Genomic DNA, 16,532 nt, shown 5'->3' with positions numbered 1-16,532 from the left:
TCTTATTGCCCAAAATAGGCATCAAGCTCCGCTTTAGAAATCATAAATACCCCAAGGCCGCCGTGTTCAAACTCTAACCAGGTAAAAGGCGCATCGGGGTAAAGCATGTCCATATGTACCATAGAGTTGCCCACTTCAACAAATAACAAACCCTGCTCGGTCAAATGGGCAGAAGCCTTGGCCAGTAACTCACGGGTGACATCCAAACCGTCTTCGCCGGAGGCCAGGCCAAGCTCTGGCTCGTGGTGGAACTCTTCAGGTAAGTCGGCCATGTCTTCGGCATCCACATAGGGTGGATTGGCGACGATCAGGTCGTATTTTTCATCGCCGACGCCACTGAATACGTCCGATAGAATAGGCATGACCCGATCTTCCAGCTGGTAATCCTGAATATTGAAGTCGGCCACCGCTAAGGCGTCGGGAGAAATATCCACCGCATCCACCAGGGCATTGTCAAACACTTGCGCCAGGGCTATGGCGATACAGCCCGAGCCGGTACACATATCAAGCACGCGCGTGATTTGCTCAGGGTGCTGAACCCAAGGGGAAAATTGCTCATTGATCAGCTCGGCAAAGGGCGAACGCGGCACCAGCACACGCTCGTCAACATAAAACGGCATGCCGGCAAAGTAAGCCTGGTTGGTCAAATAGGCCACCGGCGTACGCTCGTTAATGCGTCTTGCGATAAGCGTACTTAAATGTGCCTTTTCGCTGCTGGTCAGGCGACTGCCAAGCAGGTTTTGCGGCGCATCCATGGGCAAGTGCAATGACGGTAAAATCAGTGCCACCGCTTCATCCCAGGCATTGTCGGTGCCATGGCCAAAGTAAATGCCATGAGCGCTAAATTGACTGGTGGTCCAACGCAGCCAATCGCTAATGCTCTGCAATTCTTGCTGAGCTTCTTGCAGTTCAGCGTCGCTAATAAGGTTGTCGTTCATATTCTGTTGCTAGTTCAGCTAATAATGTCGCCATTGTAGCCTTTTTAGCGCTAGGTTTTTATGCTTTTTTTACCCTGGGCTTGTTTATCTAATCGCTTTACTTTGACCTTAACTGAAACTACCAGGGATAGGCGCACCGCGTATTGCTACTGTGTTTTCTCATATTCATGTAGAATCACCAGTTAGCACATGCACAGCCTTGTATTAATACGCGACAAGCTGCAACAGAAACAAACAGTAAAGGTCAACAGACCCCAAAATCTCGGCCATGAAAAAACAGCAATCTCCGAGTTCGGACAACAACGAACTCTCGCAAGACGACATCGATTTATTTCGCCAAAGCATAGGCACGACCAAGCGGGTGAAAAGCGACACGGTGCGCCTGGCAAGTTCACAGAAGAAGCATATCGGCGAACGCCAACAAGTGCAGCGCCAAAGTAAAACGGAATTCTACTTTTCCGATGAGTACATACCCGATATCGATACCCAGGGTACGGTTAGCTATGTCAAAGAAGGTGAAGACAGATATCTCGCCAAGCAGCTAAGGCGCGGTGACTATGCCCCGGAGCTTATCCTCGACTGCCATGGCATGAGCAAAGAAACGGTGAAACTGGAACTGGCGGCCTTGATCAGCGCGTGTAAAAAGCAACATGTACACTGCGCCTGTGTAGTGCACGGTATTGGCGAGCGCATTTTAAAACACAAGGTGCCTCAGTATCTGGTGCAGCATCCGGATATTATCGCCATGCATCAGGCACCATTGGAGTATGGTGGCCGGGGTGCCTTATTGATTCTGATTGACCTGCCGGTGGATGTCAGCCCACTTCTTTAGTAACGCACGCACACATACATTATCAGGGCCCGCCATGGGCCCTAACCCATTACTCAGATGCCGCTTCGTAACCGAAAATAACATTCGGCAACTCGGCAACGCCTTGCTCGGTCAGAGGTGGACTAAAGTAATAACCTTGCACCACAAAGCAGTTGTTAGCTTTTAAGAACTCCATCTGCTCCCGGGTTTCCACCCCTTCGGCCACCACATTAAGGTTCAGCTTTTGCGCCATGGCAATGATCGCCGCGGTGATCGCCATATCGTTCGGATCGTGTGGAATATCCTGCACAAAGGAACGGTCGACCTTAAGCACATCGACGGGGAAACGCTTAAGGTAGTTGAGCGACGAATAACCGGTGCCAAAGTCGTCGATGGAAATCGACACTCCAAGGCGTTTGATATCGTGCAGTTGAGAAATAGCGGTATCCACATCTCCCATCAGCATACTTTCGGTCAACTCCAAATGCAGATTCTTTGGCGCCACCTTGGTTTGCTCAAGAATATTGGCCAAACAGGGGATCAGGTTGGCATCTTGGAACTGGCGCACCGACAAGTTCACAGAAATATTTGCTTCCAGCCCGGCTTGGGCACGACGCGCCGAGAAACGGCAGGCTTCACGTAAGACCCATTCACCGAGTTCAACAATGAGGCCGGTCGCCTCGGCAATAGGAATAAATTTCACCGGCGAAATCGCCCCCTGAGTAGGGTGTGTCCAACGTATCAGGGCCTCAAAACCCAGTACCTTACCGGTACGGCTATCAACCTGAGGCTGATAATTGAGGTGGAACTGACTGTCGCGAATCCCCTGACGCAGCTCGTTTTCAATATACAGGCGTTCATTGGCGGCGGCGTTAAGCTCACTGGAATAGAAATGATAGGTGTTCTTGCCCTTGGCCTTGGCCTCGTACATGGCCAAGTCGGCATGTTTAAGGAGTTGGTCTTCCTCGCTGCTGTCGTCCGGCGCCATGGTGATACCGATACTGGCGCTGACAATCACCTCATTATTTCCGAGGGTGATAGGCTGGTTCAAGGTGCGTTGTATGGTGTGCGCCACCTCTTTAGCACGCTCTTGACTTTCAATGCCACTGAGCAGCACGGCAAATTCATCGCCGCCAAGACGCGCAATGGTATCCTCGGTACGCAAACGGTTCTTCAAGCGATTGGCCACCTCAACCAGCAGTTGGTCACCACTATCATGGCCCAAGGTATCGTTAATACGCTTAAACTCATCGAGGTCGAAATAAAACAGGGCGAAGGCATAATGACCACGCTCGGCCAGTGCCATGGACTTGCGCAACTGCATGCGGAAGAAGGTACGGTTAGCCAAACCGGTCAGGGTATCGAAATAAGCCAGTTGCTCCATTTTGCGTTGGCTTTCTTTAACGAAGGAAATATCCTGCGCCGACACCACATAGCTGTTGACGCCCCCTTCCTCATCACGGATGGGTGATACGCTAAGGGATACCCACAAGGCATGCCCGTCGATTTGCTCCAACATGGTGTCGCCACGCCAGTAATTACGGGTGCGTAAATCATATTCGATATCATCGTTGAATATCGCCATTTCTTTGGCGATTACACTCAGCAATTTGGCATTGGTAAAGTGTTCTTCATCAAAGCCGGTCATTTCCAGCATTTTCGGGTTTACGTATTCGATTTGCAGCTGATAGTTGGTGATCAATACGCCCGTGCCCGAGTGCGCCACCGCCTTGGACAAACGATTGGCGGCCTGCTCGGCAATGTCTTTTTCTTTAATACGTTGATTTAGGCCCGTGATGGTATTGATCAGCTCCACACTCATGTCTTTAAAGGAGCCGTTAAGCACGCCTATCTCGTCCTTACCCTCGGGTGGAAATTCGGTGTCCATCTTGCCCTTACCGAAGCTGGAGACCGCATCCACAAGCAGATAAATACGGCGCAATACCAGTTGATACAAGGCCTGATGCAGTAACAAGGCAACCAGGATAGCATAGAGAATAAACAGCCCTAAAAACTTAAGCTGCAACGCCTCCAGCGCTTCGAGCGCACTGGATTGCTTACGATAAATACCCACATACCAATCCAGGCCATCAACCTTGCTGATGGTGGTCAGGTATTGTTCGCCGTCATACTCAAATTCTTCGGTCATGGTCGGCAGTTCGAGACGTAAGGCATCACCAACTAATTTAACCAGTTGGGGATTAATAAAGTCCGACATACGCAGTGTTCGGCCTTCACGGCCATAACGCTGATAGGTGGCATCATCCAGGTTTGGATGCGCCAACAATTGACCCTTGCCATCCACCACAAACATCTGCTGATGCTTATCGTCAATGGGCAAAAAGCTTAGTAAGTTGCTTAGTTCGATATCGGCACCGGTCAATGCGGTATGTTCATTGTTCTGATAAATGGGGGTCACTATGCTCACCACCCATTTGCGCCCTACTCTGTCGTAATACACAGGTGTCCACACCGCCAACCTGTCGGGGTTCAGCTCTGGACCAACGCGACTAAAGTTAACCGCATTATTCGCCCGATAATTTTCCGGTGCATCCATGGCCCAGGTTGCAGGGGCGATACGCACAAAATCATCGGCGGTTAACAGATAGTAGTTGAAAAATTCTTGTGTCAGAGTGGGTGAAATAATGCGCCATAACGCTTCGGAGCGGGTAAAGAGCTGTTGATAATAGGGGGAGTAATTGGCTTTTGGCATTACCGCCGCGCTCATACCATCCGGGGTGACGCTACGCAGGGTGGACTCATCGGTGGCAATAAACTGGGGCATGGGAGCACTGTAGTCACGCTCAGCGGAAAATAATTCGCGAGCCACCACCGCATTGGCTTGTTCGGCAATATTGGTTTTACTATCAATTAATTGTCCAAACTGGCCAATAAACCGCGCACTGTATTGGTTTAATTGCTCATTTTCCTGGAACATTAATTGTTTTTGTTCGGACTTGAGCATAAACACCGCAGCAAAAATGCCGGCGATCAGGCATATAGCCGAAATCAATACCGAGAGCTTTATGCTTAACGAATGTATGCCAAATCGAGATGGCGGACGCCTATAAACCACAGCCGATCCTTTTTAAGTATCTGGTTTTTTATTATTTTAGCCAGCTAGCAAATATAACAGCCACAGCGCTTATGTATAGCCCTTTTTGACGCGAATTTTTGCCAACCCTCTAACAACTAAGACAAAAGAATTAACAACAAGATCAATATAGTCGTTTTGGGAACAAACGCCCAATAAATTAATATCTTAGTCTCCAGTGAGTGATTTTTTGGCAAGGCCAAGGGCGGCAAAAATTATTTCCTCCATTACCGCCATTGGCCTATTGACTTTTAACTGCCCATGCCAGTAGATTGAAGTCATGAACATTATGTCTTTCGTATTTTTTCGCTTTTTTATCTACCACCCTTGTTAGGGAGGCGCGAGCGAGTACGTGAGATTCACACACATGCTAAGGCCTCCCAACCGGGAGGCCTTTTTCGTTTTGGGAATGAGGAAACCTAATAATGACCAATGATACGCTCCTGGCACTGCGCCGAGACATCAATGAAATCGACTCTGAGCTGTTGATTTTATTGGCAAAGCGTCGCCGCATCAGCCATTCGGTGGTGGAATATAAAATCGCCAATAACAAGCCCATTCGTGACGAGGCCCGAGAGCAAGAACTACTGGAAAAGCTGATCAGCTACGGTAAATCCCTCGGCCTGGATGCCTACTACATCAATAGCGTCTTTCAGCGGGTGCTCGAAGACTCGGTACTCCATCAGCAGGCCATGCTGCAGCAAAACCTCAACCCAGAGGTATTGGGAGAGACCAATCGAGTCGCCTATCTGGGTGGCCAGGGCTCCTACTCCCAGCTGGCGGTGCACAAATATTTCAGTCGCCGCCCTGGTAAGCTGGTCGAGCTGGGTTGTGCCCAGTTTGATGAAATCACCGGCGCGGTGGAAAAAGGCCAGGCCGACTTCGGCGTGCTACCAATCGAGAACACCAGCTCTGGCAGTATCAATGAAGTATTCGACCTGCTCCAGCACGCCCAAGTCTCCATTGTTGGCGAGGTAACCCACTCGGTGGAGCACTGCCTGCTGGTCAAACCCGGCACCGAGCTGGGCGACATTACCAAGCTTTACGGCCACCCCCAACCCTTTGCCCAGTGCAGTCGCTTTATTCAAGGTTTAAATGAAGTACAACTGGAAAACTGTGACTCCACCACCAGCGCCATGAAGGCGGCCTTAAGTTGTGATAACAGTGCCGCCATCGGCTCTGCGGAAGCCGGCAAGCACTTAGGTCTGGAGGTCTTAAAAACCGGCATTGCCAATCAAAGTGAGAACCACAGTCGCTTTATTGTTGTGGCGCGCAAGGCCATGCAGGTATCAACGCAAATCCCCACCAAGACCACGCTTATTATGGCCACCGAGCAACATGTGGGCTCGCTGGCCGATGCCCTGATGGTCTTTAAAGAGCATGGCATTAACATGGTAAAACTGGAGTCACGCCCGGTACCGGGCAACCCCTGGGAAGAAGTATTCTATGTTGATTTAATCGCCAACCTGGCCGAGCCCAAGGTCCAGCGTGCTCTTGAAGCCTTGAAAGATCATACCCAGTTTGTGCGCATCCTGGGGTGCTATCAAAGCGACTCGTTACAAGCGGTGGAAGTGAATTAACAGGCAAAAAAAAGAGCCAGAAGTCATGACTTCTGGCTCTTTTGCATTGTGGGCAGGTTAATTTGCAAGACCAATTAACTCGATTTCCGCGATTTGTACTAGGCCATCATTATTGGCATTTTTACTGATACTCACGCGATAACTGCTATAGGCAAAGCCATTGCTGAAGCTAAAGGCGCGCCGCTGAAGTCTGTCATCCCAGCTCTCGCCGACCCAGGACGCCACTTCCACCCAGGTTTCACCACCATCATTTGAGCCGAGCAGGCTAAACGTTTCCGGATCCCGCTCTGGGGCATCATTGGCACTGGTAATGGCGATTTCACTGACCACCTGAGGGGCACTAAAATCGGCCTGTATCCAGGAAGGGTTTTCAGCCGTTGGTGCGCCCTGCCAGTCATTATGGTCCAGCCACTTGGTGCTCAGGTCGTTGTCAAAGGCCTTATCCTGATTTTCGCCATCGCCAATACTGGAACGCGCACTAAAGAGAGTGCCAGGCAGCTCGGTTAAATCCTGCAACTGATACTGGGGACCAATAAAGCCCACCTCAGCAATTTGCACCAGGCCATCGTTGTTGGCATTCGCGCTTACCGACAGGCGGTAATGTGAATAAGCAAGGCCATTGCTCAGGGCGAAATTACGTTGCTCTAAGCGCTCGGAAAATTCCTCCCCCGCCCAGCTCGCTAATGACAGCCAGGTTTCGCCATCATTCGAGGCCAACAGCGAGAAGCTGGCCGGGTCACGCTCGGGCGCATCGTTGGCACTGGTGATCATCAACTCATTCACGGCCTGCGCCTCGGCAAGTTGCACCTGGATCCACGCCGGGTTTTCCTCGGTAGGTGCGCCCTGCCAGTCATTGTGATCCAACCACTTGGTGCTTACATCTCGGTCAAAGGCCTGCGCCGCGCTTTCTGAGTCACTGATACTAAAGCGGGCACTGTAGCTGGCGCCATCGCTCACAGAGTGATCCAGCCCCTCAAGTTCGGGACCAATCAACTCCACTTCGGCGAGTTGCAGCAGGCCATCGTTATTTTTATTTTTGCTTACTTCCAAGCGATAGCTGCTATAGGCCAGTTGATTAGCCACGGCGAAGGTCCGGCGCTCGGTACGCTCATCAAAGGCCTCTCCGACCCAGCTTGCCAGCGTTACCCAGCTTTCGCCACCATCATTGGACGCCAGCAGCGAGAAGTTTTCCGGGTCACGCTCCGGGGCATCGTTGGCGCTGGTAATAGCCAGCTCATTGACCGCTTTTGGAGCACTGAGGTCGAGCTGAATCCAGGACGGATCCGCTTCACTGGGCGCACCTTGCCAGTCATTGTGATCCAGCCATTTGGTGGTGGGGTCATTATCAAAGGCCTTATCCTGATTCTCGGCATCGCCAATGCTGTTGCGCGCCGTGGCGATCGCTTGTGGGTCATCACTGTGGTCCACGCTCACATGCACAGGGCCAACAAACTCAATTTCCGCCAGTTGCAGCAAGCCATCATTGCCCTGATTTTTGGTGATATTGATACGATAGCTGGTGTACGCCTGGGCGTTGGCAAAGGCAAACTCCTGGCGCTCAAAGCGCTCATCAAACGCGGCCCCCACAACGCTGGCGAGGGTTACCCAGCTCTGACCGCCATCGTTGGACGCCAGAATGTCGAAATTTTCCGGGTCGCGCGCTGGGGCGTCGTTGGCACTGGTAATGAACACGCTGCTGATCGCCTGCGGCGCGGCAAAGTCCACCTGCAACCAGGACGGGTCCTCGACACTGGGAGCGCCCTGCCAATCATTATGATCAAGCCATTTGCTTTGTAAGTCTTTATCGAAGGCCTTGTCGGCGCTTTCCGCATCACTGATGGCATTGCGGGCACTGATGGTGGCATCCAGCATAGTTTGCACCGTGCTCACTTCCCTCAGCGGCCCTGTGCTGCTCGCCTCATCAAACAGCGGCAGGGTTAAATCAACGATGGTCGCAGCGCTGAGGCCAAGCTCAGCGGTAAGTGGGTGCTGCTCAATGGCATCGAACAGACGTTGGCGAAAACGCTCTAGCGCCTCGGCATCGTCCGCCAAGGCCGCACTTAAATCAGCCTGCGCCACCGAGATATTGCCGGCCAAGGTTTCATCACCATCAAGCTGGGCAAAAGCGGCATTGAGCAAGGACAACTTAATACTGGCGTCATCGATCAACGGGGTTTGGCATTGCTGCTCACCGGCCTCATCGGTCTCGCATTGCTCTACACCCTGAAAGTTGGCCAGGCTATGGGCACTGACCACAGGGAGCTCGAAGACATTGGTGTTGTTGGTTTGCCAGCCCATGGCGCGTAACAGTAAGGCGGACATTTCCGCTTGTGCCAGGGCCATCAGATCTGCACTGGAGACATTGCGGCCATTGGCAATTTCCTGCTCCACTAAAAACGTCGCCAGCGTGGTCAGGGCATTGACCTGCATGGTCGCATCCGCCTCGCCATCGGTCTGATTGCCATAGGGCACGCTAACCTGGGTTAAGGTGCTTAACTGCGCACCGGCAAGGGTCTCACCGCTTAGCTCTTGGGCAATTTGCGCATCACCACACATCAGGGCATCACACACCATGCTTGATTGTGCGGTGGTACTGGCTGTCACCTTCACCGTGGTATTAATACCAAATCCTGGTGCGCCACTGACGGTGAAAAACACCTTGCCATCGCTATCACTGATGGCCTCGGCATCGATGCCAAGCGCCGTGCCATTTAGGCTGGCCACACTGATTTGCGCGCCACTGAGCGTGCCCTTGACTACCGAGCCTGCCAGCTCAGCGGCCGTACTCGCCGGGGTAACCGGCACCTCCTGAGGGTTTGGATCATCGCTGCCACCACAACCACTGAGCAGGGTACAGAGCACCAAAGGGACCGAGGTCACCTTAATTAAATTAGACTTTTTCATATTGCTACCTTGTTCTTTACTGATGCGCACCGCCCGAAGCTGGCCATTATTGCTCTTCTTTCTTGCCATCAATTAGGGCCTAGATGCGCATGTCACATAATGAGTTGATTAAAAACGATACGTTAAGCCGGCATAGTAGCGACGACCACTGTAGCTGCTGCTGCGTAACCTGGCCTTGCTGTCCTCACCGTAAAAGGTTCTGGGCTCTTCCTCGGTCAAGTTGATCACCGAGGCGCTAAAGGACAGGTTATCCATCAAGCTGTATGACGCATTAACATCAACCTGTTGGTACGGCTCCTGGTACACGGTCAGGCCATCGGCTAGGCCCAGGGCCGTTTTACCGCGACGGTTGTACGAAGCGCGGACGCTGAAGGTGTCGTTCTCAAAGTAAGCAGAGAAGTTGAACTGGTTATCGGCGCTGCCCACCAGAGCCGACTCACCGACCTTTTCACCATCGACACTGACATCCGCCTGGTTGGTATCATTTAGGGTGTAGTTGGTGTTAATGCCGAAGCCATTATCAAAGGCGTGCTGGGCGAATATCTCAATACCGCGCGAGGTAGCATTGGTACCATTGGCCGTGGTGGTAAACGGCGTCACCGTGATCTCCCCTTCGGGCACGATCACTTCGCCGGTATTGGGGTTGGTGAAGCCATCAAACGCACGGGTTGAGGTGATGATCAAGGGCACGATAAAGTTATCTACGTCCTTGTTAAACAGGGCAATACCCACCGCAGAGCCGTCACCATAATAGTATTCGGCGGAGATATCCGTTTGCACCGACTCATAGGGTTTTAAATCCTTGTTACCACCTGAGCCCTGCCAGCCAGGTTCAACCGGGTTGCCACGGAACTCCAGGCGGTCGTCCGCCCATTCCTGGGAGATAAAGGTTAATTGCTCCGGTGCCCCTAGGTCGTTGTATGGGGCACGAGACATGGTTTTCGCCGCCGCGGCGCGCAGCACCAGGTTATCGGTGGCATCCCACACCAGGTTTAAGCTGGGTAAGAATTGATGGTCGGTAGACGTACGGCCAATGGTTTCTTCCACGTCGATTAAACGACGCTCACCAAGAATATCCTCCTGAGTGACATCATCAATATCGTCCAGGAAGAAATTGATTTTGTCCGAGGACATAATATCGGTTTCGGTTTTTACGTAACGCACACCGACATTACCGCGCAGACTTTCATAGGAAAAATCCGCCTGCACATAGGCTGCGGTAATTTTCTCTTCGATATCAAAGACGAAATCCGGCTCTTTGCGGGTATATTTAGCGTATTCATTGGTGACGATATCGCGGTATTTATCCCAGTTAATGGTGGGCATAACATTGACATCAAAGCCGCCGGGAATATTCTGCTCAGAGCGACTATTAAGCACATCCTCCAGGTTTGGCATGCCGCCAATCCACTGGTAGGAAACCTCGTCGATGGCACCTTGGCTAAATGGATCAAGTGTGCCGTTGGCAATGCCTGCCGCCCCTTCTTGAGTGATAAAGAAGGTGTTATTGGTCTCACGGTGCAAGCTGGTTTTACGGTGTTTCACCCCCACCCGCAGGGTATCGACCCACCCCGAGCTCAAGTGGTAGCTAAAGTCCAGTTGCGCATAGTCTTCTTCCAAATCACTGACGATATAACTCGAGCCGGTCGAGCCCGGATCCGGGTCGCCGGCAACACCGGCCAGCAGGTTATCCAACAAGGCTGGATCGGTATATAAGGAGACGCGATCACCCAAACGCCAACCGGCGAAGGCCGCGGCATTTTCCACCATACCGGAATCACTGCGACCGGCAGGCTGGCCACTTTTGTAGGCTGCTCGCCATGACTCGGAAGGGCCACCACTGGCCTCGGTGCGACCAAATTTACCTTTTAAGTCATACACCTCGCCGCTGTATTCAAAACCGAAGTCGTAGGTATCTGAGGTGTCTTCTTCAAGGGTGTAACTACCTATTATCCAAGGAAACTCCATATTTCCCTCGGTGCCACCTGCGCCGGTGGTAAAGTCCATCCCCGTCACTATGGTGCCGCTTTGGTCAAGCTCAACCCCAACCAAATGATTGGGGTTGTATTTCCATTCGGGGATCCACATTTGCGAGGTGGTTCTGTCTTGGCCCAGTTCAAAATGGAAGTAGTTAAAGGTCAGCTCCAGGGTGTCCATAGGCAGCCATTGCAAGGTGGTTTGAATCCCTTCACGCTCACGCTTTTCTTTTGTTACCCCAACGCCGGCAACCTGAGGCGCCCAAACGCCATCATAAACATTGCCATAGGCATCCTCTAAGGCGGCAAAACGACGGCTGCTGTCCGTAATTTCGTTGCCTTGGGTATCCACCGCGGGTAAATCCGAGCTGGTCGCCCAGCGCCAGCCACCGCCGCCGCTCATATCGCCGCTCAGTGAGCGGTTAGTGCGGTCCTGGCGCGAATAGCCGACTAAGAGACCCAAGTTCTCATCATCATTTTTCCACGAATACACGCCGCTGAAGTTAGGCTCATATTTTTCGCTGACATCGGCATAGGTATATTCAACATTTAGGGCGCCGGAGTTGGCCTCCATATTCAGGGGCTGACGGCTGTGAATAATCACGGTACCGCCCACCCCGCCCTCGTCTAAACGCGCTTCGGAAGACTTAAAGACCTCCACCGACTGCACCATGGTCGAAGGCAGTAAGGAGTAACTAAATGAACGTGACGGTGAGCCCGGAGACGAGGCAATAAAGTTGCCATTGAGTTGGGTAAAGGTTAGATCCGATGATAAGCCGCGAATACTAACGTTTTCCCCTTCACCGCCACTGCGGGAGATAACGATACCGGGAACTCGCTGCAAGGAGTCCGCGACGTTCTTATCGGGAAACTTACCTATGTCTTCGGCGGTAATGGCATCGACAATGGCGTTGGACAGGCGCTTAATCGCCATATTTTCTGCCATTGAAGCACGTATTCCGCGCACTTCGATGGTTTCAATTTCTTTTTTATTTTCGTCTTCTTCGGCACCGGGGTCCGCATACGCCACATTTCCCGCCGCCATCATTGCTAAAAACAGTGCAGACTTTGTGAACCGCTGCGCATGACCCGCGCCTCGTCGGTTGTTCTTATTGTTGGCCATTTCAGTCTCCAAGTATCTCTCTTATTGTTGCTCGCCAAACAAAGGCTGACGAGGGGTGTCGCCTACGTTCCTATTACTGCCTTACTTTTCACAAGTTAATAGTTTGTAAAACTTGCCCACAGGATAGAGTCAGGACCATAGGGAGCGATAATATAAATTCGGTGAGCACTAAAACAAAATCGGCGTATGGCTCAAAAAAAGATCCAATTGGCCACAACCTAATTTATAGTGCAATGTCTATTGGTATTGCGGAAAAACACCTTGGATAAAAATTACAACTAGTTGATAAACAAGATTTTAAATCCATTTAATTCGCTTAAAAATCAATGAAAACAAAAAGTAGTCACCAGCGATGAGCCAGTCGATGACAACCCACAATAGTAAAATTCTGGAAGTTTGCCTGAGTTCGGACAACCTCCAGGTGCTGCGACAAAACCTGACTAAGGTGTGCAACAGTGGTGCCCAACGCATCGAGTTGTGCGCCAATATGGCCCAAAACGGGATCACCCCAAGCACCCAGGCCATGGCACTTGGGGGAGAGTTGGTGTCGGCCAATACCGAGCTGCTGGTAATGATCCGCCCAACCGCTTGCTCATTTGTTGTGGATAGCTCAACCCTAAAGCTAATGCTTAACTGCATAGACTCAGCCGCTGCCCATGGTGCCAGCGGGGTCGTCTTTGGTGTCCTGACAAACGCCGGCGACGTCGACGCCCATGCTTTGGAGGCCCTGGTGCGCCAAGCTCAGCGCGCGAATCTTAAGTGCACCTTTCATCGGGCTTTTGATGCCATCGACAATCAATTCAATGCCCTGGATACCCTGATCAACCTGGGTATTGATCGGGTGCTAAGCAGCGGTACCCCCTGGCAAAGTGGCCTTGGCGCTGCGGCGGGAATAGAGCGTCTACGGGCATTAGCAAGCCATGCCCGTGGCCGATTGGAACTGGTGGTAGGCGGTGGGATAACGCCTAACAATGCCGCCCCCATTTGGCAAAAGCTGGCACAGCAATACGGCCCTATTTCACTACACAGTTACGCCAGCGTGCACCGGGCTCAAGGCCTGGTCTCCCGTTCGGCCATCGAGGCAATACTAGATGCAAGAGACTAAACACGACTCGCAAACGCCCAGCGCTCCCAAGCTGTTTCTGGGTATCGATGGCGGTGGCAGCAAATGCAGGGTGCGCCTAGAAGATGGCAGTGGCCTATTCCTCGCCGAGGCAACATCGGGCCCGGCCAATATCGCCACCTCCATCGCCCAGGCTCAGGAATCGATCACCGATGCTGCGGTGCGTGCTTTGATGTATGCCGATGTGCCGCTGGAGAAATTAAACACCCTCTATGTCTGCGCAGGATTAGCCGGGGCCGCAGTGCCATCGGCCCTTAGCGAGATGCAACAATGGCAACACCCGTTTGCGCGCTTGGATATCACGACGGATATGCATATTGCCTGCGCCGGCGCCCATCAAGCCCGCAAAGGCGCGGTGATCATTATCGGCACCGGATTTTGTTCTGGCGCCATAGATAATCATCAGCTCACCGAGTTCGGTGGCCATGGCTTATTGCTAAGCGACGGCGCCAGTGGTGCCTGGTTGGGGCTGAGCCTGGTGCGCCATACCCTGGAGGTGCTCGATGGTCTGAGTTCGTCATGCCCCTTGAATGACGCTCTACTGCAATACACCCATTGCAACACAGCTATTGAGCTCACCGCGCAAAGCATTAATGCGGCTCCGGGCTACTTTGCCCAATTTGCTCCTTTGGTGTTTAGTCATGGTCATGAACCTCTGGGTAAAGCGCTCCTCAGCCAGGCCGCGCATTTTGTATCTCGCTACATTGACCATCTCCAACAACAAGGCTATAGCCGCATCTGCTTGATGGGTGGGGTTGCTCATGCCCTTGAGCCCTCGCTCAGCAAGGAGCACCGTGCCCTGCTCACCCCCATGCAAACGCCTCCCGAAAGCGGCGCCTTGCAGTTATTACGCCATCGACTTGGGGTTGAACTTTAGGCTTTAGGCTTTAGGCTTTAGGCTTTAATCCTCAATTGTATCCCGCAGTTTGGAGGGAACATCGCCAAATAGGCGCTTGAATTGTTTGCTAAAATAACTGGGCTCGGCAAAACCACATTGGTAGGCCACCTGGGAGACCGGCAGCTGGGTTTCGACCAATAATTTGCGCGCATTCTCCAAACGCACCTCGTTAATATACTGATTGGGTGTTTTTGCCAGATGTTTTTTAAAGCGCCGTTCCAGTGCACTCACCGACAGGTGTGCCAACTCTGCCAGCTCTTCGATACCAATATGACGATGGAAGTGACTGCGAATATATTCTACCGGCGCCTCAATGGCTTTGACGTGCGAAAGGGCCTTCGACGTTTTTTGTAAATGGCGCGTCACGCCATAGGTGCCGATGATTGCCCCTTGCTCATCTTTCAACACATGTTTTGAGGTGGAAAACCAGCCCAGCTCTCCCCTGTCCGTGTAATTCAATTCCAAACGGTCGGTCACCCCATACCCCTGCATCACCCGCTTATCATCGTTTACATACTGAAACGCCAAATGCTTAGGGGAAAAGTCAAAATCCGTTTTAAACAGAATCTGATCGAGGGATTTAAACCCCTGGTGCTCTATAAAGTGTTGATTACCATGCAGGATTCGACTGTCTGTATCCTTCACCCAAAAAAGAATATCGGGGATCAGATCAAAAGCGGCAATCAATTGATTTACTCCGACTTTATGGAGAAATTCGGTACGTTCCATGGGCTTACACCTGCTCTAAATAACGGCCTTGTTCTTTTATTGTAAACGCCGATTTTGTTGCATTGTCAACCGAATTTTTATTATCCCCTCGCAGCGCACTTCCCTATTATCGATAACATAGCGTTAACTAAACTCATAAACAGGGTGTTTTCCAACCGCCTTGTATAACCCTGCATATAGGAAATATTAGATGAGTAACAAACGAATTCGAATGGCCATGGTAGGCGGTGGCGAGGGTGCTTTCATCGGCGCAGTGCACCGCATCGCGGCTCGCCTGGATGGGCAAATAGACTTGGTCGCCGGGGCATTTAGTTCAGATCCCGAGCGCTGCTTGCAAACAGGGCAAACGCTCGGCCTGGAGCCGGCGCGTTGCTATCGCGATTATCAAAGCTTAGTGCAAGGAGAAGCTCAGCTAGCGGATGATGTGCGCGCCGACTTTATCGCCATCGTCACGCCCAATCATTTGCACTTCCCAGTAGCCAAAATGGCTATAGAGCACGGCTTTCATGTGCTCTCAGATAAACCAGCTACCCTCACTTTTAGTGAAGTCCAACAGCTTGCTACCTTGCTTGAACAACATACCAGCCTGTACGGTTTAACCCATACCTACACCGGTTACCCCATGGTTAAAGAGGCCAAGCAACGCATTATCGCCGGTGAGCTTGGTGCCATTCGCAAGGTGGTGGTCGAGTACTCACAAGGCTGGTTGTCGCAAGCGGCGGATGAACAGGGCAAACAGGCTAAATGGCGTTTGGATGCCCATAAGTCGGGCATTAGTTGCTGCATGGGTGACATTGGCGTCCATGCCGCCAACCTGGTGGAGTATGTCAGCGGCCTGGCCATTACTGAGCTCTGTGCCGATCTTGATCAGGTGCTGCCGGGACGAGCCTTAGACGATGATGGTACCGTGCTGCTGCGCTTTAACAACGGCGCCAAGGGCGTGCTGACGGCCAGCCAAATCGCTGTCGGCGAGGAAAATAACTTACGTCTGCGCATTTATGGCGAGCACGCCAGCTTAGAGTGGGCACAGATGGAACCGAACAGCCTGTGGCTTCGCCCCCATAACGCCCCTGCCCAGTTGCTGCGTGCCGGTGTCGGCCCCTTAAGCGACGCCGCCATGATGGCCATGCGCACCCCGGCTGGACACCCCGAGGGTTACCTCGAGGCCTTTGCCAACATCTACCGCAACTTTGCCGCGCAGATCAGCGCCCATAAGGCAGGCCAAGAGTCTAGCAACCAGACCTTTGATGTACCGGGCATCGACCAGGCCGTGCGGGGCATGGCGTTTATTTACAATGCCGTTGCGGCGTCTAAGCAAGACAGCAAGTGGCACCCCTTCACCATGGATCACTAAAA

General features: G+C 52.2%; 10 protein-coding genes. 5 read left to right on the top strand and 5 right to left on the bottom strand.

Annotation, left to right across the window (positions count from 1 at the left end; genetic code table 11):
- Nucleotides 1-2: 2 nt before the first annotated feature.
- Entirely contained in the window at nt 3-938 is a 936-nt protein-coding gene (prmB, locus tag C2M36_RS13335) for a 50S ribosomal protein L3 N(5)-glutamine methyltransferase (RefSeq protein ID WP_105255309.1), read from the bottom strand.
- Nucleotides 939-1,206: 268 nt separating this feature from the next.
- Here prmB and smrB point away from each other — a divergent pair, with 268 nt between their 5' ends.
- Nucleotides 1,207-1,770: an endonuclease SmrB gene (gene smrB / locus C2M36_RS13330; protein WP_105255308.1), complete on the top strand. Its 564-nt coding sequence runs from the start codon at nt 1,207-1,209 to the stop codon at nt 1,768-1,770.
- A 49-nt stretch (nt 1,771-1,819) separates the two neighbouring features.
- On the opposite strand, the gene C2M36_RS13325 is transcribed toward smrB, so the two are convergent.
- Nucleotides 1,820-4,825, bottom strand: a complete 3,006-nt coding sequence (locus tag C2M36_RS13325) for a bifunctional diguanylate cyclase/phosphodiesterase (protein WP_105255307.1) — start codon at nt 4,823-4,825, stop codon at nt 1,820-1,822.
- A gap of 443 nt (nt 4,826-5,268) precedes the next feature.
- Between C2M36_RS13325 and C2M36_RS13320 the strand changes: the two genes are divergently transcribed.
- On the top strand, nt 5,269-6,423 hold the full coding sequence (locus C2M36_RS13320; protein ID WP_105255306.1) for a chorismate mutase: 1,155 nt from the start codon (nt 5,269-5,271) through the stop codon (nt 6,421-6,423).
- 57 nt (nt 6,424-6,480) lie between these two features.
- Here the strand turns inward: C2M36_RS13320 and C2M36_RS13315 are convergent, their stop codons facing one another.
- Nucleotides 6,481-9,327: a discoidin domain-containing protein gene (locus C2M36_RS13315; RefSeq protein ID WP_105255522.1), complete on the bottom strand. Its 2,847-nt coding sequence runs from the start codon at nt 9,325-9,327 to the stop codon at nt 6,481-6,483.
- A 108-nt stretch (nt 9,328-9,435) separates the two neighbouring features.
- Entirely contained in the window at nt 9,436-12,426 is a 2,991-nt protein-coding gene (locus C2M36_RS13310; RefSeq protein ID WP_105255305.1) for a TonB-dependent receptor, read from the bottom strand.
- 364 nt (nt 12,427-12,790) lie between these two features.
- Here C2M36_RS13310 and C2M36_RS13305 point away from each other — a divergent pair, with 364 nt between their 5' ends.
- Both C2M36_RS13305 and C2M36_RS13300 read left to right on the top strand, forming a co-directional pair.
- Nucleotides 12,791-13,531 (top strand): copper homeostasis protein CutC, encoded by a 741-nt coding sequence (locus C2M36_RS13305; protein WP_158678948.1) that lies wholly within the window; start codon nt 12,791-12,793, stop codon nt 13,529-13,531.
- Nucleotides 13,518-14,426, top strand: coding sequence for a BadF/BadG/BcrA/BcrD ATPase family protein (locus C2M36_RS13300; RefSeq protein WP_105255303.1), 909 nt, complete (start codon nt 13,518-13,520; stop codon nt 14,424-14,426). Before C2M36_RS13305 ends, C2M36_RS13300 begins: the two co-directional genes overlap by 14 nt.
- A gap of 24 nt (nt 14,427-14,450) precedes the next feature.
- Here C2M36_RS13300 and C2M36_RS13295 read toward each other — a convergent pair whose 3' ends face one another.
- The gene (locus tag C2M36_RS13295; protein ID WP_105255302.1) at nt 14,451-15,176 is read right to left on the bottom strand and encodes a helix-turn-helix transcriptional regulator; all 726 of its coding nucleotides are present in this window, start codon (nt 15,174-15,176) and stop codon (nt 14,451-14,453) included.
- 190 nt (nt 15,177-15,366) lie between these two features.
- Here C2M36_RS13295 and C2M36_RS13290 point away from each other — a divergent pair, with 190 nt between their 5' ends.
- Nucleotides 15,367-16,530, top strand: a complete 1,164-nt coding sequence (locus C2M36_RS13290) for a Gfo/Idh/MocA family protein (protein ID WP_105255301.1) — start codon at nt 15,367-15,369, stop codon at nt 16,528-16,530.
- The last annotated feature ends 2 nt before the right edge of the window (nt 16,531-16,532 follow it).

This window comes from Pseudoalteromonas sp. T1lg75, assembly GCF_002964705.1.
In the GTDB taxonomy this organism is placed as follows: Bacteria; Pseudomonadota; Gammaproteobacteria; order Enterobacterales; family Alteromonadaceae; genus Pseudoalteromonas.
This window is presented reverse-complemented; position numbering and strand designations above follow the sequence as displayed.

Excerpts from the sequence above, each read along its gene's own strand:
- C2M36_RS13295 (WP_105255302.1), bottom strand. The coding sequence starts at position 15,176 with ATGGAACGTACCGAATTTCTCCATAAAGTCGGAGTAAATCAATTGATT.
- smrB (WP_105255308.1), top strand. The coding sequence starts at position 1,207 with ATGAAAAAACAGCAATCTCCGAGTTCGGACAACAACGAACTCTCGCAA.
- C2M36_RS13310 (WP_105255305.1), bottom strand. The coding sequence starts at position 12,426 with ATGGCCAACAATAAGAACAACCGACGAGGCGCGGGTCATGCGCAGCGG.
- prmB (WP_105255309.1), bottom strand. The coding sequence starts at position 938 with ATGAACGACAACCTTATTAGCGACGCTGAACTGCAAGAAGCTCAGCAA.
- C2M36_RS13305 (WP_158678948.1), top strand. The coding sequence starts at position 12,791 with ATGACAACCCACAATAGTAAAATTCTGGAAGTTTGCCTGAGTTCGGAC.
- C2M36_RS13320 (WP_105255306.1), top strand. The coding sequence starts at position 5,269 with ATGACCAATGATACGCTCCTGGCACTGCGCCGAGACATCAATGAAATC.
- C2M36_RS13300 (WP_105255303.1), top strand. The coding sequence starts at position 13,518 with ATGCAAGAGACTAAACACGACTCGCAAACGCCCAGCGCTCCCAAGCTG.
- C2M36_RS13315 (WP_105255522.1), bottom strand. The coding sequence starts at position 9,327 with ATGAAAAAGTCTAATTTAATTAAGGTGACCTCGGTCCCTTTGGTGCTC.
- C2M36_RS13290 (WP_105255301.1), top strand. The coding sequence starts at position 15,367 with ATGAGTAACAAACGAATTCGAATGGCCATGGTAGGCGGTGGCGAGGGT.